This is a genomic window from Bacillus sp. GbtcB10 (assembly GCF_019091365.1).
Taxonomy (GTDB): Bacteria; Bacillota; Bacilli; order Bacillales; family Bacillaceae; genus Bacillus; species Bacillus altitudinis.
In genome coordinates, this window is record NZ_JAGXJP010000003.1 from 485945 (window position 1) to 508727 (window position 22783).

The window sequence follows — 22783 nt, forward strand, 5'->3', positions numbered from 1 at the left end:
TATTCGTGATTTCTTCATTTCTTTACTCCCCCGTCTATCAAATAGAATGGGAAAGTGCTTTTGTGATGTTTTTATTTTTATTTTCTATCGTCAAAGGAATTGAATCTTATAGAAGAACTCATCTTCTTCCTTTTAAAGAATTGATACAGCTAGCACCTGTTTCCTCTAGACAACTTTTTCAAACGCTTCTGTTTTCTGAATTGATTTGGCTTGTGTTTACGAGTTTGAGCACTTATTTGATCTATTTTTTGTTCCAATATGATATTGTTCAAACACACGATCTGGCATTCTGGTTAAAACATGTCAATGTGATGCTGACAAGTATCTTCCTATTTATCATCAGCAATAAGATATTCGGTGCTTATATCTATAACATCGTCGTGAAAAAAATCGGGGCTATTCGTGTCCTCTTTTTTGCAAGCATCGCTTTGCTTTTTTTCTTTTTCGGAAGGGTTCTCATATTAAACATCATGTTCCCTTTTTATCACACCTTCCAGCAACTATTTCAATCGATCTCATCGCTTGCAGAGGATTCGTTTTGGATCACTCTTTCAAACAAGCTGATCTCTTTATATCAACATGATCTTCAGCAAATGCATCATGCTTTATTTTCAGATGGCTCTGTTTTTCTACAATTTCAAGCCCTTTTTAATTCACCTATTACATTGATTGTTGTGATACTAGGTAGTGCGCTTGTCATGAGAAGTCCTGTTCGATGGATTCCAACGGAAAAAGATCAAGACCAAAGCTCAAAGCATTTTCGGGATTTATTTTATTGGTACTTTCAAGTACTGCATAAAATTCAGGGTTCGCTGTTTAGACAAAATGTGTTGATCCAAAAAGACATCAAGCTGCTGAAAGAAAAAAGGTGGCTCTTATCTAAAGAATTTTTTAATTATATGTTCATGTCATATGAAGCCTTCTTTTATATTGGTGTTTTTACCGGATTGATCTCGATCATCGATCATCAAGCCTTGCAAATTCAGCTGCTATTCACACTCAATATTATGATACTAGCGAATCAATCTTATGAGATGAGAATGCTGACACCTTCTATTTTTACTTTAAGTGCTGAAAAAAAGAACATTTGGCTTTACGAGCTTTCTCAAATATCTCTATTGCAGTTTTTCTTATCAAAAATCCAGTTATTTTATTGTTTATTTTCCATACCAGCACTCTGTTTACTATTCATTAATCTATCTATTATGACTGTGTATCAACTGTTTCATGTTCAGATGCTCATTCAACTGGTGGTATTAGGGGTTGGCTTTTTCATTTTTCCTTTGATTCAGCTTTACTTGTTTCCATTCACAACGAAATTCAATTTTATTCATGAGCATGAAATAGGGACAACAAATGAGGAATTAGAGATCATCGATAAAGGTCAGGCATTTGCCAGAAACTTTCTTGTACTGCCTTTTATGTACTATTTGATTTTGACCTCTTTTCTCCCTATATTGCAGCAATCCTCAGGGCTCGTAAACGTGCTGTTCGCTATATATTTTGCGATCGTTTCAGTGATTTGCTGGATATTATGCCGCAAGACCATTTATAAAGGAATTGAGTATGTTGAAAAAAATAAGATATTTTCTATCGGAGAATAGATTGATTCTACGTCTCGGCTATCTTTACGCCGGTGTATTTATTGTAGCTTTGCTCATTGGAAGTCTCCTTCCTTATGATCAGATTCCTTATTTAAAAAAGGATGAAGACATGTTTTTTCTCTCTATTTTTTCAAACAATTTACAGGTTGGGCTTGCCATACTAGGTATCGGCGCTTTTACTGGCGGCATTATGTCTGCTGGCATTCTTTTTTATAATGGCTATATCATTGGAAAACTCATTCAGTTTTTGATAGCTCAGCATGAAGTGCAGCAGTTATTCACTGGCCTCATGCCGCATGCTTTTGTTGAGGTTCTTGGTTTGATCCTCTTTTCAATCGTCAGTGCTTTTCCATTCATTTATCTTTACCGGTTTATGAAAGGTAAGGCCATTGATGTAAGAAAGCTGACTCGGACTGTGGTTCAGTTAATCTTTTCCGCTGTAGTGCTCTTGTTGATTGCCTCTCTTTTAGAGGAATATGTCAGCCATGTACATCTATCTTAGAAGAAAGGAGAATGTGGTTCTATGGAGCTACTTCTACGCCCTAAACAATTTTTCAATCAACATCAATCGATCAAAACCATTGTAGGTCTTGTCTTACTATCTTTATTTGTTTCGACTGTTTTTTTAACATTTTTTATCATTGATTTGTTAGTAGAGGAGCCTTTATCTGCTGGAAAACAATTAGCCAGCATTGTGTTTATCTTTTTACTGACAATCCCGCTTTATTTCATATTGAATTTTCTTGGTACTGTCGTTACTTCGATTTATATGTACTTTTTTCATAAAACGTTTATTTTGCGCAAAATGTATTTTGTCATCTTGCTTTATAATGCGTTGCTTCTATTAGTGAATAGCGCAGCGATCTATTGTGTGATGGTACTCGATTTAGATCATTATTTTATCATCATCCAAGCGATTTCTTTTTTGATCAACTTGTACCTTTTACGCATCCTATATGATGGGATCATTTATTATGCTGAAGGATCAAAAAAAGCCGCCCTCGCGACCGTCATCTTGTATATGCTGGTGACCACTGTTTTTGTTATTGGAGGATTTATCAATGGCTAGTTTGCAAGTGTCTCAGCTATCTTTTCGTTATGAAACAACTGAAGAAAGCTCTCCCCTCCTTGATCAAGTATCCTTTCATCTGAAAGAAGGTGATCGTGCTTGTATTATCGGGAAAAACGGCAGCGGTAAATCGACACTTTTAAAGATCATCGCAGGTCTGCTTCCTTCAGTATCCGAAACGATTTTACTCAACGAACAGCATCATCCTAGGTCAGCTCTTTTTAAAGGGTTGGTCGCGTACATTCCAGATAAGCCTTTGGTTTATGATGCGCTGACTGGTATTGAGCATATGACTCTTATACAGTCACTATGGAAAATGAATCAGTCAGAAAAAGAGGTATACAAAAAGACCTTTCTCTCGCTTTGTGATGCATTTGATTTAACTCATGCACTTAAGATGCCTGTCAAACAATATTCACTAGGTATGAGATATAAGCTTTTCTTTAATTGTATGGCAGCCAGATCACCAGAACTAATCATTCTTGATGAACCTTTTACATCTCTTGATGAGGCATCTCAAATGCAGTCTATTTCTTTATTAAAAGAAGAATTCTCTGATCAATGTGTTTTATTTACAAGCCATCAGCGCTACCTTTATTCAGAATTAGGAAATCGTTTTTTAGAGCTTGATCACGGACAACTAAATGAAATAGAGCGTTAAACATACAAAAGGCATCCCATCACAGGATGCCTCACTTCTTTTTACCATTAAACTACCACTTACAGCGTTTGACCGGGCGGCAGCAAGGATTCTTGATATCACTGCCACAGTCATATTCTTCCACAATATACTCATTTCGAGTAGATTGCGTTACAGGGTAGTAGTTTTCAATTCTTTTGATGTTTTTATTGACGTTTGTGATATGAGTTGGATGAATCTTTCTGATCGTTTGTTCATTTGTTGTCGTGTTGACAATTTGACGTGTAGGGGATACAACCGTTTCAACTTCTCCATGATTCCCTCTGCGAGGCCCAAAGAAAAAATTGTCTAATCGATTCCGGCTCATCTCAACACCCCTTCAAGTTGTCTTTCACTTACACTCTATCGTATGTCAGAGGCACGATTAGTGATTAGATGCTTGTCTATTTTTGATAAAATCCGCTGGTGATCTAGTCGTCTCTTTCTTTACAATAGGACAAATTTAACATATTATACAAATGATCTCTTGTGAAGGAAAGGACATTCATTGATGAAGACAAGACATAAACTTTTTTCATTTTTCATCCTGCTCGTCGCAATCATCACCCTTCCCTTGCTGTCGCCTATGGTTTTTACAAATGCGACTGAAAGAGGAGCGATACGGCATGCCATTTATCAAGAAGGCTACCCTTACCAAAGCTATTTTGCTATTTTGCAAAAAAAGGACGATGTAGACCCTCAATATGGTCAGCTTTATGATGTGTATTGGCAGGCTTGGAAAAGTGAGACGGGAATGACGCCTTCCGTCTGTTATTCAAAAAAGGTAGAAGACCATGAATATAAGGTCAGCTGCGGAACTGCACCGTAACATTTTTCAATAACTTTAAAATAAGAGGTGAACGATTTGATCAACACAACACAAACCATCGAACGAAACAAACTGGACATTGCACTTGAACTGACGCAATTGCATTTGAATCGATATGAAGCAAATCATCCTGATCAGCTGAGTGAAATTTATGCGAAATATTATGCGCTGCTTGAAGTGCTGGACGTATCCTCACCTGATCAATTAATGGATTTACTGCCAGATGAACTGAAACAAATACTTGATTAAAAAAGCCATCTATCCACACAGGATAGATGGTTCAGATTGTTGAAAAAGGGCTAAAATGAACTTGATTTTAGCCCTTTGTCTTCTTTTCAGCGTGATAGAAAACCTTTGAATTCTAGGAAGGACGAGTACCGGCGCGGAGCGAATTTGACATTCGTGAGCACTGGCACGCAGGACTGACAAAGAATGCGAGGGTTTGTCTACACGCTGAAACCATCTATCCACACAGGATAGATGGTTTCTTTTAGACTCGTGCAGCCATATCGGTTTCGATTTGTTCTAAGCTTCTTCCTTTTGTTTCGACTAATACAAAGCGGGTGAACAACAGGCCAATTAAGCAGATGACCCCAAATGAGGAGAAAATGACGCCAAAGCTGAATTGGTCAGCCAAGATTGGGAACACAAGGCCAACTGCTAATGATCCCGTCCAGTTAAAGGCAGAGGAAATGCCCGCTCCAATACCCCTTACAGAAAGTGGGAAAATTTCACCAATGATAATCCATGTGATCGGTGCCCATGAGAAGGCATAGCACAAAATAAAGCAGCAAAGTGAAATCAATGTGACCCAGTTTAATATACCTTCACTCACTCCGAGCGCACCTAATGCCGCTGGTGCAAAGAAAGACAGGGCCATCCCCGTTCCCCCAACTGTGAGAATCGTTCGGCGGTCGAACCGGTCGACGAATTGTAAAAAGATTACGGTTGTCACAACAAATATGACACCAACAATGACGGTAAAACCTGCGGCAACTTGCGGAGCAAGACCTACATTTCTTGCGATACTCGTTGCATAATACACAATGGAGTTCGCCCCCTGTATTTGCTGGAGTGTCGCCATTCCGACCCCAATAAAGAGAGCCATTCGGAATTTCTTTTGAAATAATTCACGAATGCCTGAGCGTTCTTCTTTTGCTACTTCTAAAATTTCTTGCATTTCTGCTTCAATCTCTTCACGTGATGAACGAAGTGTTCCTAATACTTCACGTGCCTTATGAGCCATTCCGTGTTTAATTAAATATCTTGGAGATTCAGGAAGTTTCAGCATGCCAATATAAAGCACGATCGCAAATAAAGCAGCACTTCCCAGCATCCAGCGCCAGCTGTCTGGAATTGGTTCAAACACAAATGCGACGATGTAGCTAAGTAATAATCCACTCACAATCATCAGCTGATTCAGGCCAGACAATTTCCCGCGAATTTTGGCCGGAGCGATTTCAGACATGTAAGCAGGCACGAGCGATGAGGCTGTCCCTACAGCTGTTCCTAAGAAAATCCGGGCAATGGTTAATGAGATTTCTTCTGGTGCAATGGCTGAGCCAAGCGCACCGACAAAAAAGATAATCGATGATACCAAAATGAGCTTTCTGCGGCCAAACTTATCCCCCATCAGACCGCTTAAAATGGAACCAATGATCGCCCCGCCCATTAATGAAGAAACGACGATGCCAAGCCATAACGGGCTGAGCTGAAATTCTTCCTGAATGTGCCCTTCCGCCCCTGCGATAATGCCAATATCATATCCAAATAAGATACCTGCAAAGGACCCGAAAAAGAAGATAAATTTACTTGATACTTTTTTCTCCAAGTGGATGACCCTCCTCACTTAATAAACCGCTTTCATTTCTCCCTGCCATTCTACCGTTCACAGTAGAATGCATTTCACCCTTCTTTATAAAACCACATATTGTGCATTCACAAGCTTTGCAAAATGAACAATTTGATCAACCGTTAAATTGAGAGATACGACTGTATGATGACCTCCGCCGTGCTTAATCCATGCTTTGACGCCATCTTGAAAGTTCGGTTTGATTTTCCAGAGGACTCGTGCCACCGGTAAATGTGGTGCTGCTTCCTGCGGCTCAAAGGCTTCCACTTCTTGAATCAGCCATTTGAAATGTGTTCCAAAATCAGCAATGGAGACAACAACGCCCTCGCCTGCTTTTCCATCAAACACAAGACGTGCTGGGTCTTCCCGGTTTCCAATGCCTAGCGGAGACACGACAATGACAGGTTTTGTATGTGCAAGCGCTGGATCTACTTCTAACATATGAGATTGCAGCACTGCTTCCTGACCAGAGGTCATTTCATATGTGTAATCTTCCATAAAACCAGTCGATTGATGATGGCTCATCACCTTTAATAAACGATCCAGTGCGGCGGTTTTCCAATCCCCTTCACCTGCAAAGCCATACCCCTTTGCCATGAGGCGCTGAACAGCTAGACCCGGAAGCTGCTTCATGCCATGTAGATCTTCAAAGTTTGTCGTAAAGGCATTGTAGCCGCCTTCATCTAAGAAACGTTTGATGGCAATTTCATATCGTGCTTGCACTTTTACACTTTGTTCCCATTCTTCCGCCGAATAACTCCCATAATCCACGTCATATAACGTTAAGTACTCAGCAAACAGAGCATCAACTTCTGCTTCTTCCACAGCATTTACATAGTTCACAAGATCGCCAATTCCAAAGTAATCAACGGTCCAGCCCAGCTGGATCTGCGCTTCAATTTTATCTCCTTCTGTCACCGCAACGTGACGCATATTGTCACCAAACCGTGCCACTTTGATGTGGAAGCTCTCATGATAGGCAGCCGCAACGTCCATCCAATCAGCGATTTGTTGCTTCACCTCCTGCTTCGACCAATGACCTGCAACGATTTGGTTTTGCTTATTTAAACGTGCATTGATATAGCCGTACTCTCTGTCTCCATGTGCCGATTGATGGAGATTCATATAGTCCATATCAATCGTGTCCCACGGAATGTTTTCATAGTATTGCGTGACGAGATGCAAAAGAGGCTTTTGCAAAAGAGACGTACCACGTATCCACATTTTTGCTGGAGAAAACGTATGCATCCAAGTCATCACACCGATGACCTCATCACGATAGTTGACCTCTTTCATCAGCTGTGTGATTTGATCCGCACTAACCGCCAGTTCCTGCAGAATAATTGGATAAGGCAGCAAACCGCTCTCATTTAAGGCATCTGTTATCTTTTGCGCATCTGCCTTCACTTGCTTCAGTGCCTCGTCCCCATATAAGTGCTGTGAACCGACGACAAACCAACATTCTTTCTTCTGACTTGTTAACATAGAAATCCCTCTTTTCTTTATCTTGAAGGTTTTTGTCCGTAATACGCATGTGTTCCATGTTTTCTCAAATAATGTTTATCTAAAATCACCTGCGGAAGAGGCTCCGCATATTCGTTCAATTGCTTTGCAAACAGGTTCATTTTCGCTACTTCATCTAAAATGACACTGTTCGTTACCGCACTTTTTGCATCTTTTCCCCACGTAAAGGGCCCATGACCTTGCAGCAAAATACCAGGAACCGCCATGACATCTATCTGTCTTTTCTCAAACGTTTCAATGATCAGGTGTCCTGTTTCCACCTCATACCCGCGATTCACCTCTTCTTCTGTGAGAAATCGAGCGCACGGAACAGGTCCGTAAAATGTATCTGCATGTGTTGTGCCCATTGCTGGTAAATCAAGTCCAGCTTGCGCCCATACCGTTGCCCACATTGAATGGCTATGTGAAATGCCGCCAATTTCCTCAAAGTGTTTGTAAAGAACAGCATGTGTGGCAGTATCGGAAGAAGGATTGAATTCCCCCTCGACCACTTGACCGTCAAAATCGACCACGACCATGTCTTTTGCTGATAATTTGTCATACGCTATGCCGCTCGGCTTAATGACAAATAGTCCACTGTCACGATCGCACGCACTGACATTGCCCCATGTAAATTTCACAAGTCCGTACTTTGGCAGATCTAGATTCGCTTGAAACACTTCTTCTTTTAACCGCTCTAACATACAGGTGCCGCTCCTTTCTGTGGCGTCAAATGTTCTACTGCTACTTTTTCTATCGGGAGTCCTTCTTGATAGCGCTTTATAAATGCCTCAAAACCTTTAACATCCAGTGGATCAGGATCAATAAGCTCTTCTAATGTATGGGCAAACACTTGATGCTTGAGAAAATGGCTCAGTGTTTGCTGCTGGTGATTGAGCATATACGAAGCAAGGACCGCCATCCCAAACGCACCGCCTTCTCCCGCCGTTGATACGACGGATACAGGTGTCCCAAGTGCAGCAGCGACCATTTTTTGCCCAACTATTGGTGTTTTAAATAAACCGCCATGTCCTAGTAAGCGATCAATCTTGACTTGTTCATGTGCTTTTAAACGATCCATCCCAATTTTCATTGCGCCAAATGCAGAGAAGAGATGCGTCCGAATGAAATTAGCAAGGGTAAACCGGCTTTGAGGAGATCTAACAAAAAGGGGTCTTCCTTCTTTTAGTCTCGTAATATTTTCACCAGAATAATAGCCATAGCTTAAAAGCCCGCCCCCATCATGATCTGCTTCTAAAGCTTGATTTAATAGGGTTTCGTACAATCTTTCTGTTTCAACTGGCTGACCCATTGCTTCAAACGCTTCTCTGAATAGATTCATCCAAGCGTTGAGGTCACTTGTACAATTGTTGGCATGAACCATCGCGACTGGCAGGCCATCTGGTGTCGTGACAAGGTCCACTTCTGGGTACACACCTTTTAGATGATGCTCTAACACAATCATGGCAAATACAGATGTCCCAACTGAAATATTCCCAGTTCTCTTTTCCACACTGTTTGTTGCGACCATCCCTGTTCCAGCATCACCCTCTGGCGGGCAAAAAGGGATACCTGGCTGCAACTGTTTGCCTTGGTCTAAAATCGCTGCTCCAGCTGCTGTTAACACACCAGCTTCTTCGCCTGCTAAATAGATGCGCGGCAAAAGATGACGAAGCTTCCACGGGTAGCCTTTTTCTGCAATCAATGCTTCAAATTGATGAAGCATCACTTCGTTGTAATCCTTCGTTTTTTCATCAATGGGGAACATTCCCGACGCATCGCCAATTCCGATGGCCTGCTTCCCTGTTAACAACCAGTGAATGTAGCCGGACAAAGTGGTCACATACTCTAACCGGGACAGATGTTTTTCCTCTCCTAATATCGCTTGATATAAGTGAGCGATGCTCCATCTTTCTGGAATATGAAATTGGAATACATCTGTTAGCTTTTGACTCGCCTCGGTCGTTGTTCCATTCCGCCACGTTCGAAACGGGACGAGGACTTCTCCTGTATGATGACAGGCGACATAGCCATGCATCATCGCAGATATCCCGATGGAGCCAATGGTTTGAATCGTCACCCCATACAATTGTGCAGCCTGTTCCTTCATCTGACGGTACGCCACTTGAAGACCTGTAATGATTTCAATTAAATTGTACGTCCATATTCCTTCTTGAAGAGAACTTTCCCATTCAAATGCACCTTGCGCAATTGGCTGAAACTCTTCATCTATTAAAATCGCTTTAATTCGTGTGGAACCAAATTCAATGCCCAAAGATGTCCTGCCTTCTCTAATGGCTTTAGCCGTCTTTTCACGATTCATTTTGTTCACCTCCAAGATGATAGCGGTTTCAAATATCTTTTTCATTTGATTCATCTTTACCTGTGCACAAAAACAATATAATATTTGTACGTACATATGTCAATAATAAATATAGTTGTGCATACACAATTAGACAAAAACTTTCATATTCTCCAAGGAACAGACGATAGACACTGTAAGCGCCTGTTCTTGATTAAGCAACCATGTTAGAATATGTCCATACAAGTTCTTCTCAACCCGAGTAGAGGATCAACTGTGAAAGAAGTGAAACGATGAAAAAGAAGTACCAGATCATTATAGATGATATAAAAAGCAAAATACTGACAGGGGATTACCGGATCGGGGAGCGTATTCCAACCGAATCAAGCTTACAAGAGATGTATCAAGTAAGCAGACATACGGTGCGAAAAGCCATCTTGGAATTATCGAGTGAAGGTTTTTTAAGAAGTGAAAAAGGCTCAGGCACATTTGTCACCAATCAATATCAAACAAAACCTGCTGGACATGCTCATATGAAAACGATTGGCGTCATCACCACATACATATCCGATTACATTTTCCCGTCGATCATTCGGGGCATCGAAAGCCGATTAAATGAAGAGAACTATTCTTTGTTACTGGCGAGTACAAATAACGATGTGGAGCAAGAGAAAAAAGCACTTGAAATGATGCTGTCCTTTGGTGTGGACGGATTAATTGTCGAACCGACAAAAAGCAACTTATATAATCCAAACATTTCGTACTACCTATCCTTTAAAGAGCAGGATGTCCCGCTTATAATGATCAATGCCTACTATGAGCAGTTAGAAGTTCCCTTCCTTTGTTTGGATGATGTAAAGTCCAGCTATTTAGCGACAAAGGAGCTGATCACCTCTGGGCATCAGCATATTGGACTGATTTCAAAAACAGATGATTTACAAGGAAAATATCGAATGAAAGGCTATATTCAGGCACTTGGTGAAGCGAAGCTCAATTTCCTACCAGAGCATGTTCTTTTTTTCGATACAGAATCGAAGCAGTATTTGGGGGATCATATCAAAACCTTTTTACAAGCACACCAGCATGAGCTGACCGCCCTTGTTTGCTATAACGATGAAGTCGGGTTAGAAGTAGCAAATGTATGTAGTGAAATAGGTTTATCTATTCCAGATGATCTTTCCATTATTGGACAGGATAACTCGTATATTGCCCAAAAAAATGCCCATGTGAAACTGACAACGCTGACACACCCTCAAGAGCAAATGGGACGAGATGCGGCAGACTGGATGATTAAACACGTACAAGGGAAAAAGAATCTCCCTGATCAAACATTTTATGAGCCTGAACTCGTTCCTGGTGAAACGATTAAAGCGCTGAACGCAAGAAAAAATGAGCCCTCTTCATAGAAGGCTCATTTGGCTTTAGGCTCTTGTTCAAGCATATTCATCAAATCATAGGCAATTCGGTCGGGAGAGTCTTGCGTGATACGATTGCGATAGTTAGACAAAACGACCACTCCTGTTTTTGAATGCGGGCGGAAGCCCATGAAGCTGGAGAAACCAGAAGTTGCCCCATTATGGCAAATCAATCCCGTATCATCTATGACCCACCCGAGTCCCATTGACATGTTTTTCCCTATCTTTACCTTTGGCTCGTGGGTCATTTTCCATGGAGAAGCGACGTCTGCACTCATATGTGCAGAGAGAAATGAAAGCAAATCCGTGATCGTCGAACGAATCGCACCAGCCCCTTGATAGTCATGCATCTGAAGCGGAGGAACCTCTTTTCCATTCTCTTGATGACCAAGGATCATCTTCTCTTTGACGTCCTCCTTGATCGTAATAAAGGTGTTCGATAGTTTCAGCTCATCCACGATATATTCAGTCAGCAACTCTTCATATGTTTTGTGAAGAGACCATCCCATGATCAACCCGAGGAGTCCCATCCCTACATTGGAGTAACGAGATGGGTATTCCTTTCGCTCATTCCATTTTTTCGAGTGTAACAGTTTCATTAATTCATCAAGGGAGTATTGACAGTACATATCTCTTCTCACTTTTGGAAGGAACCTTAGTTGTAAATCTCTGAGAAAACGATGTGAAGGAAGTCCAGACGTATGGGTTGCCAGCTGTTCCAATTGGATGGGGTGATTCTTTCTTATTTCGGGACAATACAATGAAATGGAATCGTCTAGCTTCATCTGCCCTTTTTGAATCATGCTTGCCAATATACTTGTCGTAAAGACTTTTGAAATAGAGCCGATTTCAAAAATGACCTCCTCAGGCTGCACGCGCTGCTGTATGGGATGATCTCCGAAATGAAAAACGTGTCTTTCTCCTTGATGAATCAGTCCGATCACAAGCAGTGCCTGTTTCTTTTTCTCCGTATAAGAAGAGGCAATTCGCTGTACTTCTTGTTTGAGCATCATCAATGAATCATCATCCTTCCCCTTCATTTTGATCTACAATCAATTGATCAAGCTTTGTATAAATAGATGTCAATGTGCTGATCTCTTCGAGGCTTAATTTTGAATAGTATTTTTCAATGATCGCAAGTTCTATCTTTCTCATATTCTCCAAGTACGTCTTTGCCTTTCCAGAAAGTTCAACGTGCAATTCCCGGCGGTTTTGCGGGTTGATGCTGCGGCGAACCCATTCTTTTTTTTCAAGTGTGTTTAATAACTGGCTCACAGCACTTTGGGTGATGCCTAGTTGCTGAGCAATTTGAATAGGCGAGCTCCCCCCATTTCGCTCTACGAAATCAAGGACAATATGCTGCTTATCAGTTAACTCATCTACAAATAATTCTTCAAACTCTAATCGGAGCTTTTGATGAATGCGCGCTTCGATTTGGTTTAATTCTTGGATCATCGTTGTTTTGGATGTCACTGTCATCACCTTCATAATTAAGATACCTTAAGTATAAAGGTATGTTAATTATTAATCAACAAAAATCCCTATCTTTTATCAAAGATAGGGAAAATGCCGATTATACTTCTTCTTTAGGTGAAGGTACTGCACATACGCCATCTGCACATGCTTCTTCAAATGAAGCATCAGCCGCTTTCTCTGTTTGTGCTGCCTCTTCTGTCCAAGCCGTTTCAAGTGCACGAAGGAACGTATCTGCTGGCTGTGCACCAGCAACCGAATATTGATCATTGATCAAGAAAAAAGGCACAGCAGAAATCCCGAGCTGTCTTGCTTCTTTTTCGTCTTCTCGCACATCGTCTGCAAATTCTTGCCCGTCTAGAACCTTCTGTACTTCGTTCTGATCAAGACCTGCTTTTTCTGCAATATCTAAAAGGGTTTGACGATCACCAACATGCTTTCCATCTGTAAAATACGCTTGAAACAGCTCTCCCATGACAAGATCGCCTTTTCCCATTTTTCCAGCATATTGTGCGAGCTGGTGGGCATCAAAGGTGTTTGTCAAAACGAGTGGATCGAATTGAAAATCGATTCCTTTCTCCTTGCCCGCCTGTTTCACCTGTTCATTCATTGCGATGGCCCGGCTACGGCTCATGCCATATTTTTTGACAAGCATATCATGCACATCATAATCCACTGCAACAGGTGCATTCGGATCAAGCTCAAAGCTTTTAAACTCTACTTCTACCTGTTCTTTATGAGGGAATTGCTCAAGCGCTGTTTCCAACTGTTTTTTTCCTATATAACAAAAAGGACAGGCGATATCTGACCAAATTTGCACTTTCATCTTCATCTTCCTTCCATTGCTTACGTTTTTTCTTTCAAGATGTAACTATTATAGTTACATCTTATCCTTTATGTCAAGTGATCCTTCTTTTTAAGTACCATGTATTAAAAAAACCTTTCCTTCAAAAAAGGAAAGGTTTTCATCACGGCTATTCTAAGTTCGCATGGTGACCGTACATTTTATGGGTGTCGAGCTTCTTCATTTCCATCAATCTCAAGATGACCGCATCGTACATAAGAAGCAAAGTTTGCTCAAATAATGAGCCCATCGGCTGAATCGTATGATGGTTTCCTTCATGTTGATCCTTTGGCGCACCTGACAGTAAGATGACTTCATCCGATAGATCAGCTATAGGTGACTCAGCTGAAAGCGTGAACGACGCCACGCTTCCGCCAATCGCCCTTGCCTTTTTCGCGAGCACAAGCAGCGTCTCTGTTTGGCCAGAACCGCTCCCTACAATCAATAAATCCTCAGATGTAAAAGCAGGCGTATTCGTTTCACCGATCACATAAGCTTCGACACCAATATGCGTGAGTCTCATCGCAAACGATTTCCCCATCAAACCAGACCTGCCAGCCCCTGCGACGAAGACCTTTCGAGCCGCTAAAATGCTTTTGACAAGCTGCTCTGCTTGTTCGTCTTGAATAGCGGGCGAGTGCTCAGAAAGCTCGCTTAGAATCGCTCTCACATAGTCACTTGTTTTCATGATTGTGCAATCAACTGCTTCATTTGCGCAGCCACTTCTGCTTTATTGTCTTGGCTCGCAATGCCGCCACCGACAATAATCAAATCTGGATTTAATTTGACGACTTCAGGTAACGTATCAAGCTTAATACCGCCTGCAATCGCTGTTTTTGCCTGTTTGACCACTTGTTTAATGGTCATGAGGTCAGCAAATGAGTTTTGACCAACCGCTTGCAGGTCATAGCCTGTGTGCACACAAATATAATCTACCCCAAGCTCATCCAGCTCTTTCGCACGGCCGGCGATATCTTTGATCCCAATCATATCGACTAAAATTTGTTTCCCTCTTGCTTTTGCTTCTTTCACCGCTCCTTGGATAGACATATCTTCCGCTGCCGCAAGAATGGTGACGATATCCGCTCCAGCTTCAGATGCCTGCTGCACTTCATAACCGGCAGCATCCATAATTTTCAGATCGGCGAGTACACGTAAGTTTGGAAATGCCTGTTTGACTTCTTTGACGGCACGCAAGCCTTCGTTGATCACAACAGGTGTTCCAATTTCGACTACATCGATCGATCCTTCTACTTCTTTGATCAGCTCGATCGCTTCTGGTATATTCACTAAATCTAACGCTAATTGTAATTTCATGAACGTTCACTCCCGTTTTTTCATCTCATCTTCAAGAGCTCCGTGAATAGGGCTTCTTGAACGATGAAATGAGTATAACAACAGGATGGAAGCAATCCAAGTACGCACTTTTTTTTTACATACTATACTTTTTCGCATATGGTTACAAAAAAGACACTGTCTTTTCGACCAGTATCTAAACGTACTGACAAATCCTCGCATTCGGTGTCAAGTCTGTGTTGTGATGCCGCTTCAGTACTCATCCTTCCTAGACTGCAAAGGTTTTCAAGTCACGCTGAAAAGAAAACAAAGAGCTAAAATAAAATGATTTTAGCTCTTTGTCTACATCTATCGTCTTTCTATTTATCATCCTTTAAAAAATTGCTATCGAGATATTGTTTTCCCCAATCATACATCGCCTCTAAAATCGGCATTAAGCTTTCTCCGAGTTCCGTGAGAGAATACTCAACCTTTGGCGGAACGACGGGATAAACCTCCCGGTGCACAATGTGATCTTCCTCTAATTCTCTTAGCTGATTGACAAGCATTCTTTGCGTAATCCCAGGCATTAACGACTTTAACTCACCAAACCGTTTTGTCCCTTCTCTGCCAAGGTGCCATAAGATCAGCATTTTCCACTTCCCGCCGATAATATTCAGCGTCAGCTCTTTTTCGCAATTGAACACTTTATTTTCCATTCTTGATGACAACAATATACACTCCTTTTAATACAAACCGTTTATCCTATATCATATACTGCGGCAAAATCGATTGCCTAGCATACGGTCTTCGTTATTGATTTTGTTTTTTGACAAAAGCCATCACAGCCTTTGTCATGTCTTGCGCTTCTTTTGGCGCTCTGTCAGATCCAAACCATTTATTTAAATCACTGTGGCTCAGCGAATGAACCCGAAACACAAACCGTGAGCCTTTCTCATGATTCAGTTTTTCTGCAAATCGGTACACTTCAGGATTTTCCCAGCCTGTGACCAAATAAACAGGCGGTACATTCGTTTGATTCATATAAGTGACCGGTGATGCCTTTGTCCAGTTTTCCTCTTGTTTGCCAAAGACTTTTTTGTACGATGGAATGGCTTGTATAAATTGATTGATGTTTAACGGTCCATCTAAAATCACGATAGAATTGATCGTTTTTGGCGACAGCCCCACACGTTTTAAGTAAGTCGAATCTGTAGCAACCAGCGCCGTCAAATGACCACCCGCTGAGTGACCCATGACATTGATTTTTGATGAATCGATTTGATATTCATCTGCATGATCCTTCACCCATTTAATGGCGTTTGCCGTATCATCTGCCATCTGTTCGTAGTTGGCATCAGGGTGAAGCCTGTAATTCATTGAAACAAACACATATCCTTGACCCGTAAAATAATCAGCCTTTGAAGCGACTCTATTCTTATCGCCGCCTGTCCAGCCGCCGCCATGGAGATAGATCATGACTGGATGCTTCTTCTTTTTGTCTTCATCTTTTCCCTTTGGCATATATATATCCAGTGTTTGCTGTTTATTTTGTGTGTCTGCATAATGGATGTTTGTCGTCGGCTTAGGCTGGTTGAAACGGAACACAAAGAATGCGCATACCAATAAGCCAGCGATGACTGCCGCAAATAAAAGCCACTTCATGATTCGATTCAATTTCATTGCACCTTTCTATATTGGGATGGGGAAGCATCATTCGCACATATGTAGAGAGACTAGCCCGATTCATTTGAAACGACTTGTATGACTTGAATCGTTTCACAATAAAAAGAAAAATACTGTTCTTCATAATCTTCGACAAAGTAATTCAAATATTCCCAGCCTCTATCCAAAAGTTGAATGTTCAAAAAAAGAGAGGAATCGTTTGTTAACTCCAAATCTTTGATTTGAACAGAAGAGACGTTGGTAAATTTCAGATGAATGTCTGCTTTATGGGTTGCAGATTCGTATGGGATGTGTAGATGAATACAGTTGATCAAGTCGTAATGTTCATTATACTCTTTAAAGTAGTGAAATTCATTGATTTGCTTTAGATGGTTGATATCGAAATCAGGGATTTGTTTCTGGATTTTTTCATCTAAAAACCATGTCATCGTTTGTCCTCCAAGAGGTTATTGTAGAAGTGCAATGATTTGTTTTCTTGTTTCTTCATGGTATTGAACATAGGAGTGCAGTAAAGGATATGATTCAAGGATCTCTTGATACGATTTGATTTGGGGATATTGCTCTTCAAATGACTGACGCAGCACGTTTAACTGTTTTTTCGGTATTCGTTTATGATCGACCACATAACTTAAGCTGCCTGCAACAAGTGAAAAAAACATATAAAAATCATCTGAACATATACCAGTTTCCTCTTCAAAAGAGACGATTTCATCTGGATAAGATGAATCTAATAAGTATTGATAACGTTGTTTTACATCATCGAATAAACCTTGTTTATCTCGGCTGATTTTCATGGATTTTCCCCAATCTCTCATTGTTTTTAATTCTTATTTAGACGCTAATGAGATCTTCCTATACACTGCAAATAAATTCTTGTGAATCGAAACATACGTTTTTCGATTCTATTGCGAGTAACATCCCATTGATGTTAAATAGAAAATTTGCATTTGAATCAAATTCTTCAAGAAGTACATTTTTAAGGTCCCCTATCCCATTAGGATGGTAACTACATTCAAAAATTTGCCAATTCATCTCTTCTTGTATCAATTCTTCAAATCTATCATTACCTTCACCCCCATTATAATAAAGACTCGCCATATTCATAAATCGTATTTCATGTTGAGTAACTTTATTTAATTCTGATACTTTTACGCTCAGTATTAATTCTTTATGAAACAAATCAAATGTGACTCCGAGTACATTACAACCCCCATCTAGATAATCGATCCATTTTTGTACACTATTAAACATCTCATTCACTCTCCTATTTTTTCAGGATGAACTCTATTCTTATCGTGTCACGGAGTTTGTAAATATTCTTCAAATGAAATAAAGTCCGCTTTTTTTCGAAATTCGCTTAAGATTTTCTGATCTCCTGTAAAAATAACATCTGTCGAATCAAAAAATCCGATTTCAAACACGGCTTGAGGGATAACGGGTGTATAATTTACGTTCCAATATCGTTCATTATCTTCAATTTGAGGTATTGAAATAATATTCAAATGATCTATATGACGAGGCAATGCGGTCAAAACAGCGAAAATAAAAGAATAAGAATAGTCATGTAAGAATTTTTTGAAATGTTCACCCTTCAGAAATAAAAAATCCGTATAATCCGGCATGACTTCTGAATGAGATTGATTATTCCGATCATGAAGCATTGGGAGTGTCACATCACTTATGACCCAATGATACTCTTCTACGTTTAAATTGATTTTCTTTATTAATTCATTTACTTCGAATAGATTTTCCTCTTTTGCTAATACGATTCTCATTACTTGCTCCACCTCACCGATTTAAAACATCAGACGAAACTAAAAATATTCCACAGTATCAAAATCTGACCATAATCTCCAGTCAGTGTTCGTGTTTATATTTACAATGCATGTTGGATCTTGATAGATCAAACTCTTCGCAACCGATTGAAAAAAAGGAGATTGACTAGGGAGTTGGCTATGCGTTTCTGGATGAAACCATGATTCAGTTGTATAGAGCGGTTTATCATATACATGCTGAACGATGTCAAATTGTTCTTGATCTGTCATCCATAAACTATCCAGCAAATCTCGATGTTTGGCCATTTCTCTTAACAGAGTAATCCATTCATTTTCCTCTGTTACATCAGATTGGCATGACTCTGGTATTTGAACATTAAAATAGCCACCATTCAATTTAATTCGTAATGGTTGTTTGGTGAATCCAGGTTCTATCTCATCATCATCTATTATTTCATCATGCTGATCCACGAAAACAAAGAGCTCATCCAATAGAAAATTGATGGATCCATTATTCAACTCATGACCAAACGCAAAAAAATCAATAGCCGGTCCTAACTTCGATAAACCGAATAATTGAATCGTGATCAGCCAATTTCCATCTCTAGTAAATAGAGAAAGCTTCCCTTTGGCAAAATCAAAGTTCTCGTTATCTAATAGCGGAAACTCTTTATTTAGAAAAGACTTATCTAATGTGTTTAATACATGGTCTATTTGTTTCATTTCTTCCTCCTTATGAAGTCATTTCTTCAAAGTTAGTATAATTTCGAATCAGTTCTTTTTTAAAATCATCAGGAAGTTTTTGATTCGGAAATACAACTGAAATCCAGCCTAATACAATCTCATCTAAAGTTCTCCACGTTTTTAACAATTGTTTATTCATTTGTTCTAATTGAAGAATCGCTAGTACTCCTATCTCATAACCTCTGTCGCCATAAATGATCCATTTCGCAGAAGGGGAAACCCATATCACACGTGAAGCAATATCCATTATGCTATCATTTACACTCTCTATCGGATAATCCGTTAAGAGATCGAGGTAATCACTTGGAGTAAGGTTTAACGGTACTTTCACCCAAGGATAATAACCAAAATCATGATAATAATCATCCATGCTCTTCTGCTCATCTAATACAGCCATGAGTATATAGTCATCATGATGATTCAAAGCTAAACCTTTTAACATTTCCCAACCATCATCTGATAACAACCAATGGAATTCTTCGAATAAATAATGAGGGGTTTTCGTTTTCAACACTTGATCAGGGAATGTCTTCGTACTGTGAATGAGCGAATGAACAAACGATAGAACATGTTCAAATTCTTTTGGATCGGATATAAACAAATGTTTCACTTTATGCTCCTTTCATATCTTCGGGTAAGTCTATCATCAGTCATTAATAATCCATTTCACCGCTTGTAACATGACGCATAACGAGAGAGCATTTGAGTGTAATAATCATTGAATGTTTTTTGATCCTTCAATAATCCTTCAAACCAATTTGCTAAAACAGGGTGATCCATTGGTTTCCACCCTTCTTTTAATAACCTATTTTTCACAGAATCTTTTGTTGATACCATTCCTATGATACAAATTTCCATATCTCTATCTGCCCAAATCGCCCACTGCAAAGAATGAGCTAACCAGACAACTATATTCGAATGCGTGATTATATTATCCGCTATGGAACCTTTTGGGTGCATCCATAGTGCATTTACATAATCCTCACCTGAAATGTTCACACTCGCTTTCAGCCAATGATAATAACCAAATTCCTTCAAATAATATGCGGTTGGATCTGGTTGAAGGACTGCAGTCAAAAATTCTCTATCTTGTGTAACAGTTGATAACTCTTTTATGGTTGGTAAAATATCATCACTCAATGCCCAATCAAACTCTTGAAACAAAAAACAATCAAATGTCTTACGAAAAACTTGTTGTGGCAGCTCTTTACTTGTTTCAAACACATGGTCTACTAAATTCTGATAGAATTTGAACTCTTTTTCTGAACGAATAAATAAGTCTTCAAGCCGTTTCAAACAACTACCTCCACTCTTGTCGAACTAGTAGTTTTTTAATTCTTCCTCTATATCTTCTTTTAATGTTTGAATTTCAATTGACACCGAATTATTTCGATTATAGAAAATGGACGGATTGATTCCATCTGCTAACATTCCCGGCAGCCACTCTTCTATAAAATCGTCTAAATCAATCATTTCTGGCACTGTTTTTTCCCATTGATCGATCGCACAATAAGCGGCATAATCCTCTGTCGGCCAAAAATGAAGCTGCGGTACACGATAATCATCCTCTGACATCACCCATCCCTTCTCGTTTCTTAATGACCAAACCTCTTCAAAATCAACAATCTTTTTGATGAAATAGTCATAACGCTTTTTCGCAGGTAATTGCATGGTGGTTTCTAATTCTTTCGGATGCATGGACATTGCGTCACTCCTTTTATATATAAATGGGCTTAACCATAAGAATTTAGCAAGCTCATATATAGGAACTATTTGTATTCTTCTAACCAGTCATTCAAATCATCTACAGGATGTAAGTAAGAATTAGGTGAATCTTTCAAATCAATTCCACTTAAAAGAATCAGCATATCCCAAACTTGATCATCGTCTATTTCTGGATCGTCTGCAGAAACGTAAATTCCAGCCCAATCAGACACTTGTTCTCTTGTGATCGTCCCCTTTAAGACATTTCGTATTTTATTTAAACAGTCTAGCATTTTTGGTTCAGCCATTTATTACACCATTCCTTTCTCAAAACTCATTTTACGCTGTAAACTGCCTATATTTCATATTTAATAATATCCTCCATTGACATACCTTTAAAATATAATGAAAGAATGCTTATAATAGTGTATTCGCCAAGCATACCAATCGGGTTAAATATCATTTTAGCCGTTTTTGGGTCAGCAACCTCTAAGTCCATAACAGGTGCATTGTGACCTTCTTTCCCCTTGCTTACGTAATAATTTCCATCTCGGTATTCCACGAATTTCAGATTTTGAAGATCCTCTTCTTTTATAAAATCTTGATTTATTTTTGTGATGACTTTCCATGAACCATTTAAAAAGCCTGTCAGACCTGTATTTGCAACAAATAGTCCATTCTCTTTTTTCATCAATTGTTTTAACTCATTTTTTTCTATTCTTTCATCAACAAACAAATCATAGTATTGGATTAAAATATCATCATATTGATTTTTCCCCTCACCCGAAATGATCAAAGCATAGCTCAATTTCCCAACTTCTTTTAATGGGAGTTCAAATATAGCTCCTGGTTCCACTTTACTTAAAGTTTTTACTTTTTTAGTTGTTATTTTAATATCCGTTACTTCTTTGTCGTTTAAATCATCAAAATAGTGACTACCTCCATTGTTTAAAGCCATCATAATTGTCAAAAGCATCTCATCAATCGTTGGCTTCTTCTTCAAATGTTCCTCAGTCATTTCATAGAATTGTTCAATCGCTTCTTCAAAAATATCTAATCCATCATCACCAATTATGATGTTCTTTTTCTTATGTTCTTCTTCCCAAAAGCCCATTTAGAATACCCTCTTTATATATTGTGTTCTTTATATTATTCTCATTTTGCTTTATCACGATAAACGTATACTTGTATAAACTGTTTTATGTGCACGTTTGAAAAGTGCCACTTCATGATCCGTTAACCACTTAAGCTCTCTCATATGATAGGAAATTTCTTCTAAATAAGTATCGGTTTTTGCAATTAATTTTTTATCTAAGATATTTCTTTTATTGTCTTCAACTACAAGATAAAGAGTAAACTGTTTTAAATCTAATTCGATAAGTGGGTGAGCTTTTCTTTTTTTATCGGGACTTAGTTTTGTTCTCCCTTTAATCTCCGCTTTATATTCCTTCTCTTTCATTTTCTTAAATGTCGCTTTGACTAGCTGACTGTCCCAATTTTTCAGTTCACACAGATAGAGTATCGCTTTTTCCAAAGTATCTGCTAAGATCTTTTTCTTATTTGTTGCATTTTCAAATTCACTGTAACGGAAGGGTACTTCCAGCTCGTACGTATTTTTTAAAAATAAGATATCTGGTTCATCTTTTAAAGTACTAATTAATTTGTAGTCTTTAAAAGACTCACATATCAAAACAATAGCCTCACAATCTTTCGTTTGAAATTTCTTTTCTAATTCGTATAAAAACATTTCAGTCATACAAAGGGATTGGCTGGCTAAGTTCCCACGATCGTCATCTGACATTAATTGTATATTTTTCAAATGCACTTCTTATAAGCCTCCTAATGAGATTTTAATCACCTTATTTGTCGTATCTTTTCCGATATCTTTGTTAAATTCTTTGGTCAAAACATTCAATTTTATTTTGTTCATAATTCCAACTCTTGTACTTCCTATGTAATTGCTTAAGAAGAGATTTTTTGTTTCTAATCAATTTCAATATTTTTCTATAAATATACCATACTTTTAAAC

30 protein-coding genes are annotated in these 22783 nt (G+C 39.2%); 7 read left to right on the top strand and 23 right to left on the bottom strand.

Annotated features, from left to right (window positions below):
* The first annotated feature begins 65 nt into the window (after positions 1-65).
* From KVT11_RS12715 to KVT11_RS12730, 4 genes are read left to right on the top strand one after another with little or no spacing between them, the layout of a single operon-like run.
* A complete protein-coding gene (locus tag KVT11_RS12715; RefSeq protein ID WP_223255644.1) occupies positions 66-1604 on the top strand; it encodes a hypothetical protein in 1539 nt (512 codons plus the stop codon).
* 1 nt (position 1605) lies between these two features.
* Positions 1606-2106: a stage II sporulation protein M gene (locus KVT11_RS12720; protein WP_025207663.1), complete on the top strand. Its 501-nt coding sequence runs from the start codon at positions 1606-1608 to the stop codon at positions 2104-2106.
* Positions 2107-2127: 21 nt separating this feature from the next.
* Positions 2128-2673 (top strand): hypothetical protein, encoded by a 546-nt coding sequence (locus KVT11_RS12725; RefSeq protein WP_017358053.1) that lies wholly within the window; start codon positions 2128-2130, stop codon positions 2671-2673.
* Positions 2666-3334 carry an ABC transporter ATP-binding protein gene (locus tag KVT11_RS12730; protein WP_048003086.1) on the top strand — a complete coding sequence of 223 codons (669 nt, stop codon included), beginning with the start codon at positions 2666-2668 and terminating at the stop codon, positions 3332-3334. The genes KVT11_RS12725 and KVT11_RS12730 overlap by 8 nt, the downstream gene beginning before the upstream one ends.
* Before the next feature lie 52 nt (positions 3335-3386).
* Here KVT11_RS12730 and KVT11_RS12735 read toward each other — a convergent pair whose 3' ends face one another.
* A complete protein-coding gene (locus KVT11_RS12735) occupies positions 3387-3680 on the bottom strand; it encodes a CotD family spore coat protein (protein WP_008342559.1) in 294 nt (97 codons plus the stop codon).
* Between the two features lie 183 nt (positions 3681-3863).
* Between KVT11_RS12735 and KVT11_RS12740 the strand changes: the two genes are divergently transcribed.
* Complete coding sequence (locus KVT11_RS12740; protein ID WP_046344988.1) at positions 3864-4181, top strand: hypothetical protein; 318 nt, start codon at positions 3864-3866, stop codon at positions 4179-4181.
* A 27-nt stretch (positions 4182-4208) separates the two neighbouring features.
* Positions 4209-4430, top strand: a complete 222-nt coding sequence (locus KVT11_RS12745; RefSeq protein WP_223255645.1) for a hypothetical protein — start codon at positions 4209-4211, stop codon at positions 4428-4430.
* A 241-nt stretch (positions 4431-4671) separates the two neighbouring features.
* Here KVT11_RS12745 and KVT11_RS12750 read toward each other — a convergent pair whose 3' ends face one another.
* From KVT11_RS12750 to KVT11_RS12765, 4 genes are all read right to left on the bottom strand, one after another.
* Positions 4672-6012 carry a sugar porter family MFS transporter gene (locus KVT11_RS12750; protein ID WP_076822271.1) on the bottom strand — a complete coding sequence of 447 codons (1341 nt, stop codon included), beginning with the start codon at positions 6010-6012 and terminating at the stop codon, positions 4672-4674.
* Between the two features lie 84 nt (positions 6013-6096).
* Complete coding sequence (gene araA / locus KVT11_RS12755) at positions 6097-7518, bottom strand: L-arabinose isomerase (RefSeq protein ID WP_060832453.1); 1422 nt, start codon at positions 7516-7518, stop codon at positions 6097-6099.
* Positions 7519-7535: 17 nt separating this feature from the next.
* Positions 7536-8240: an L-ribulose-5-phosphate 4-epimerase gene (locus KVT11_RS12760; RefSeq protein ID WP_007501382.1), complete on the bottom strand. Its 705-nt coding sequence runs from the start codon at positions 8238-8240 to the stop codon at positions 7536-7538.
* Complete coding sequence (locus KVT11_RS12765; protein ID WP_116307201.1) at positions 8234-9859, bottom strand: xylulokinase; 1626 nt, start codon at positions 9857-9859, stop codon at positions 8234-8236. Before KVT11_RS12765 ends, KVT11_RS12760 begins: the two co-directional genes overlap by 7 nt.
* Before the next feature lie 272 nt (positions 9860-10131).
* Here KVT11_RS12765 and KVT11_RS12770 point away from each other — a divergent pair, with 272 nt between their 5' ends.
* Positions 10132-11244, top strand: coding sequence for a GntR family transcriptional regulator (locus tag KVT11_RS12770; RefSeq protein ID WP_025207670.1), 1113 nt, complete (start codon positions 10132-10134; stop codon positions 11242-11244).
* 5 nt (positions 11245-11249) lie between these two features.
* On the opposite strand, the gene KVT11_RS12775 is transcribed toward KVT11_RS12770, so the two are convergent.
* The 18 genes from KVT11_RS12775 to KVT11_RS12860 all read right to left on the bottom strand — a co-directional run bounded on the left by KVT11_RS12775 (position 11250) and on the right by KVT11_RS12860 (position 22579).
* Complete coding sequence (locus KVT11_RS12775; RefSeq protein WP_025207671.1) at positions 11250-12266, bottom strand: serine hydrolase domain-containing protein; 1017 nt, start codon at positions 12264-12266, stop codon at positions 11250-11252.
* 10 nt (positions 12267-12276) lie between these two features.
* Positions 12277-12741: a MarR family winged helix-turn-helix transcriptional regulator gene (locus KVT11_RS12780; protein WP_223255646.1), complete on the bottom strand. Its 465-nt coding sequence runs from the start codon at positions 12739-12741 to the stop codon at positions 12277-12279.
* Positions 12742-12826: 85 nt separating this feature from the next.
* Positions 12827-13552, bottom strand: coding sequence for a DsbA family oxidoreductase (locus tag KVT11_RS12785; RefSeq protein ID WP_019743620.1), 726 nt, complete (start codon positions 13550-13552; stop codon positions 12827-12829).
* Positions 13553-13700: 148 nt separating this feature from the next.
* The gene (gene hxlB / locus KVT11_RS12790) at positions 13701-14258 is read right to left on the bottom strand and encodes a 6-phospho-3-hexuloisomerase (RefSeq protein WP_048001501.1); all 558 of its coding nucleotides are present in this window, start codon (positions 14256-14258) and stop codon (positions 13701-13703) included.
* Entirely contained in the window at positions 14255-14887 is a 633-nt protein-coding gene (hxlA, locus tag KVT11_RS12795; protein WP_003216301.1) for a 3-hexulose-6-phosphate synthase, read from the bottom strand. Before hxlA ends, hxlB begins: the two co-directional genes overlap by 4 nt.
* Before the next feature lie 338 nt (positions 14888-15225).
* Entirely contained in the window at positions 15226-15564 is a 339-nt protein-coding gene (hxlR, locus tag KVT11_RS12800) for a transcriptional activator HxlR (protein WP_034646559.1), read from the bottom strand.
* 94 nt (positions 15565-15658) lie between these two features.
* Positions 15659-16528, bottom strand: a complete 870-nt coding sequence (locus tag KVT11_RS12805) for an alpha/beta hydrolase (protein WP_210552100.1) — start codon at positions 16526-16528, stop codon at positions 15659-15661.
* Positions 16529-16581: 53 nt separating this feature from the next.
* Positions 16582-16959, bottom strand: a complete 378-nt coding sequence (locus KVT11_RS12810; RefSeq protein WP_076822290.1) for a hypothetical protein — start codon at positions 16957-16959, stop codon at positions 16582-16584.
* Between the two features lie 18 nt (positions 16960-16977).
* Positions 16978-17325, bottom strand: coding sequence for a YxiJ family protein (locus KVT11_RS12815; protein WP_076822292.1), 348 nt, complete (start codon positions 17323-17325; stop codon positions 16978-16980).
* A 58-nt stretch (positions 17326-17383) separates the two neighbouring features.
* Positions 17384-17782, bottom strand: a complete 399-nt coding sequence (locus KVT11_RS12820; protein ID WP_017358068.1) for a YxiG family protein — start codon at positions 17780-17782, stop codon at positions 17384-17386.
* 47 nt (positions 17783-17829) lie between these two features.
* Positions 17830-18306 carry a hypothetical protein gene (locus KVT11_RS12825; RefSeq protein WP_017358069.1) on the bottom strand — a complete coding sequence of 159 codons (477 nt, stop codon included), beginning with the start codon at positions 18304-18306 and terminating at the stop codon, positions 17830-17832.
* A gap of 39 nt (positions 18307-18345) precedes the next feature.
* Entirely contained in the window at positions 18346-19029 is a 684-nt protein-coding gene (locus KVT11_RS12830) for a DUF7003 family protein (RefSeq protein ID WP_035390914.1), read from the bottom strand.
* Positions 19030-19039: 10 nt separating this feature from the next.
* Entirely contained in the window at positions 19040-19660 is a 621-nt protein-coding gene (locus KVT11_RS12835; RefSeq protein WP_116307204.1) for a hypothetical protein, read from the bottom strand.
* A gap of 56 nt (positions 19661-19716) precedes the next feature.
* Positions 19717-20346 (bottom strand): hypothetical protein, encoded by a 630-nt coding sequence (locus tag KVT11_RS12840; protein WP_116307206.1) that lies wholly within the window; start codon positions 20344-20346, stop codon positions 19717-19719.
* Positions 20347-20370: 24 nt separating this feature from the next.
* Positions 20371-20754: a DUF2750 domain-containing protein gene (locus KVT11_RS12845; protein WP_017358073.1), complete on the bottom strand. Its 384-nt coding sequence runs from the start codon at positions 20752-20754 to the stop codon at positions 20371-20373.
* Between the two features lie 65 nt (positions 20755-20819).
* Positions 20820-21062 carry a DNA-binding protein gene (locus KVT11_RS12850; protein ID WP_017358074.1) on the bottom strand — a complete coding sequence of 81 codons (243 nt, stop codon included), beginning with the start codon at positions 21060-21062 and terminating at the stop codon, positions 20820-20822.
* Positions 21063-21109: 47 nt separating this feature from the next.
* Complete coding sequence (locus KVT11_RS12855; RefSeq protein ID WP_116307208.1) at positions 21110-21868, bottom strand: Imm26 family immunity protein; 759 nt, start codon at positions 21866-21868, stop codon at positions 21110-21112.
* Between the two features lie 54 nt (positions 21869-21922).
* Entirely contained in the window at positions 21923-22579 is a 657-nt protein-coding gene (locus tag KVT11_RS12860; protein ID WP_116307210.1) for a hypothetical protein, read from the bottom strand.
* Positions 22580-22783 lie beyond the last annotated feature (204 nt).

Coding starts and splice junctions, on each gene's coding strand:
- KVT11_RS12715 (WP_223255644.1), top strand. CDS start 66: ATGTTTTTATTTTTATTTTCTATCGTCAAAGGAATTGAATCTTATAGA.
- KVT11_RS12820 (WP_017358068.1), bottom strand. CDS start 17,782: ATGTTTAATAGTGTACAAAAATGGATCGATTATCTAGATGGGGGTTGT.
- KVT11_RS12855 (WP_116307208.1), bottom strand. CDS start 21,868: ATGGGCTTTTGGGAAGAAGAACATAAGAAAAAGAACATCATAATTGGT.
- KVT11_RS12850 (WP_017358074.1), bottom strand. CDS start 21,062: ATGGCTGAACCAAAAATGCTAGACTGTTTAAATAAAATACGAAATGTC.
- hxlR (WP_034646559.1), bottom strand. CDS start 15,564: ATGGAAAATAAAGTGTTCAATTGCGAAAAAGAGCTGACGCTGAATATT.
- KVT11_RS12830 (WP_035390914.1), bottom strand. CDS start 19,029: ATGAAACAAATAGACCATGTATTAAACACATTAGATAAGTCTTTTCTA.
- hxlB (WP_048001501.1), bottom strand. CDS start 14,258: ATGAAAACAAGTGACTATGTGAGAGCGATTCTAAGCGAGCTTTCTGAG.
- KVT11_RS12815 (WP_076822292.1), bottom strand. CDS start 17,325: ATGAAAATCAGCCGAGATAAACAAGGTTTATTCGATGATGTAAAACAA.
- KVT11_RS12735 (WP_008342559.1), bottom strand. CDS start 3,680: ATGAGCCGGAATCGATTAGACAATTTTTTCTTTGGGCCTCGCAGAGGG.
- KVT11_RS12785 (WP_019743620.1), bottom strand. CDS start 13,552: ATGAAAGTGCAAATTTGGTCAGATATCGCCTGTCCTTTTTGTTATATA.
- KVT11_RS12765 (WP_116307201.1), bottom strand. CDS start 9,859: ATGAATCGTGAAAAGACGGCTAAAGCCATTAGAGAAGGCAGGACATCT.
- KVT11_RS12760 (WP_007501382.1), bottom strand. CDS start 8,240: ATGTTAGAGCGGTTAAAAGAAGAAGTGTTTCAAGCGAATCTAGATCTG.
- KVT11_RS12775 (WP_025207671.1), bottom strand. CDS start 12,266: ATGATGCTCAAACAAGAAGTACAGCGAATTGCCTCTTCTTATACGGAG.
- KVT11_RS12805 (WP_210552100.1), bottom strand. CDS start 16,528: ATGAAATTGAATCGAATCATGAAGTGGCTTTTATTTGCGGCAGTCATC.
- hxlA (WP_003216301.1), bottom strand. CDS start 14,887: ATGAAATTACAATTAGCGTTAGATTTAGTGAATATACCAGAAGCGATC.
- KVT11_RS12810 (WP_076822290.1), bottom strand. CDS start 16,959: ATGACATGGTTTTTAGATGAAAAAATCCAGAAACAAATCCCTGATTTC.
- KVT11_RS12725 (WP_017358053.1), top strand. CDS start 2,128: ATGGAGCTACTTCTACGCCCTAAACAATTTTTCAATCAACATCAATCG.
- KVT11_RS12780 (WP_223255646.1), bottom strand. CDS start 12,741: ATGAAGGTGATGACAGTGACATCCAAAACAACGATGATCCAAGAATTA.
- KVT11_RS12825 (WP_017358069.1), bottom strand. CDS start 18,306: ATGAGAATCGTATTAGCAAAAGAGGAAAATCTATTCGAAGTAAATGAA.
- araA (WP_060832453.1), bottom strand. CDS start 7,518: ATGTTAACAAGTCAGAAGAAAGAATGTTGGTTTGTCGTCGGTTCACAG.
- KVT11_RS12845 (WP_017358073.1), bottom strand. CDS start 20,754: ATGTCCATGCATCCGAAAGAATTAGAAACCACCATGCAATTACCTGCG.
- KVT11_RS12770 (WP_025207670.1), top strand. CDS start 10,132: ATGAAAAAGAAGTACCAGATCATTATAGATGATATAAAAAGCAAAATA.
- KVT11_RS12740 (WP_046344988.1), top strand. CDS start 3,864: ATGAAGACAAGACATAAACTTTTTTCATTTTTCATCCTGCTCGTCGCA.
- KVT11_RS12730 (WP_048003086.1), top strand. CDS start 2,666: ATGGCTAGTTTGCAAGTGTCTCAGCTATCTTTTCGTTATGAAACAACT.